At 48.5% G+C, this 1,673-nt stretch carries 2 protein-coding genes; both read left to right on the top strand.

Going from position 1 to position 1,673, the window contains the following annotated elements; all coding sequences use genetic code 11:
* Positions 1 to 894 (top strand): M24 family metallopeptidase (locus B4K20_RS05815; protein ID WP_289282215.1); only part of this gene is annotated, 894 nt, incomplete at its 5' end.
* 7 nt (positions 895 to 901) lie between these two features.
* A partial coding sequence (locus B4K20_RS05810; RefSeq protein ID WP_289282214.1) for an aldehyde dehydrogenase family protein occupies positions 902 to 1,673 on the top strand: 772 nt, incomplete at its 3' end.

Raw genomic sequence — 1,673 nt, 5'->3', positions numbered from 1 at the left:
TACTTTTTCCCTGCTTATCAACAAGACTTTATTCACACCACGCTGACCGAAGGCAAACTACTGGATTGTTTTGGCATTGTGGAGCAAGGTCGCATTCGAAAATCAGCCGCTGAAATTGAATTGATGCATCGTGCCGCCAAAGCGACAGAAGCAGGTATGAAAGCTGGTCTTGAAGCTGCCCGGGCTGGTGTCACTGAAAATGACATTGGTGCTGCCATTAGTTCTGCCATGTTCAAAGCAGGTGGAGAACCACCGGCAGTGATGCCCTACGTCACATCAGGGCCTAGGACCATGATAGGACATGCAACCTGGGAGGGGAGAACGGTCAAACCTGGAGAGCATGTGTTTCTGGAAGTCGGCGGCTGTTACCGCCGTTATCATACGGCCATGATGCGCACCGCGGTATTGGGCGAGTTATCTGACTCTATGTACAAAGCTCAGGAAACCATGAAAAAAGCCTTGAGTGCAGTACATGAAACGGTTCAGCCGGGGATGACCGTGTCGGATGTCGACAATATGGTCCGTAATATTATTTCTGATAATGATATTGGTGCTCGTCTAGTGACACGTTCAGGTTATTCGATTGGTATTGCTTTTCCTCCTAGCTGGGATGAAGGCTATATCTGTAGTCTGAAACAAGGTGAGTCAGCCATTTTGGAAGAAGGAATGACTTTCCATATCATCCCCTGGATGTGGGGTGTCGATGGCGATAAAACCTGCGGTATTTCAGACACCATTTATGTGACTGAAGATGGCTGTAAATCCTTTTTTACCATGGATCGTGATTTCACGGTAAAGCCTGATCAAGCAGATAAAAAGTTAGTAGATATCAATGAGGCCCGTCAGACTGAGTCTGATGACAAGTCAAAACCGAAAGCTAAACAATCGAAATGAGGTGGAGATGTTAACAGCAACGAATCCATACACTGGACAAGACATTCATAACTACGATTCGCTGAATGAAGAAGGCGTCAATATCGCCATTGCTAAAGCCGTCAATGCATTTGATTCGTGGCGAACCATGCCTATCAAACAACGAGCAGAAGTATTGAGATCGGTCGCCGCATCACTGAGACAAAATAAGCCATTACTCAGTAAACTCATGGCGGAAGAAATGGGTAAGCCTGTCAAAGAAGGCGGTCCAGAAGTAGAAAAAGCCGCATGGTGTGCAGAATTTTATGCAGAGCATGCAGAAGCCTACCTGAGTGATGAAGTGTTACCCTCTGATGCGACTGAGAGTTATGTCTGTTACCAGCCGCTAGGTACCTTGCTGGGTATCCTGCCGTGGAACGCACCACTTTGGTTGGCCTTTCGTTATCTCGCCCCGGCTTTAATGGCGGGTAATACCTGTGTCATGAAACATGACCCGAATGTACCTGGCTGTGCTCAGGCGATCGAGCAGGTATTTAAAGAAGCCGGTGCGCCTGTAGGGATTATGGTCAACTTACCGGTGGAGACAGCATTGGTCGAAAAAGCGATTCGTCACCCAGATATTGCGGCGGTTTCGTTTACCGGATCAGCTGGAGCTGGTGCCAAGGTCGCCTCCATGGCAGCATCAGAAATCAAACCTTCAGTGCTCGAGTTGGGGGGGAGCGATCCGCTGATCGTGCTGGCGGATGCGAACCTGGATGAGGCTGCCGACGTGGCAACGCTTTCTCGTATTATTAACGCAA

It is taken from the genome of Methylophaga sp. UBA5088, from assembly GCF_002414625.1.
GTDB classification, from domain to species: Bacteria; Pseudomonadota; Gammaproteobacteria; order Nitrosococcales; family Methylophagaceae; genus Methylophaga; species Methylophaga marina.
The sequence above is the reverse complement of the archived record's forward strand: the minus strand, read 5'-3'. Positions and strand labels throughout refer to the sequence as shown.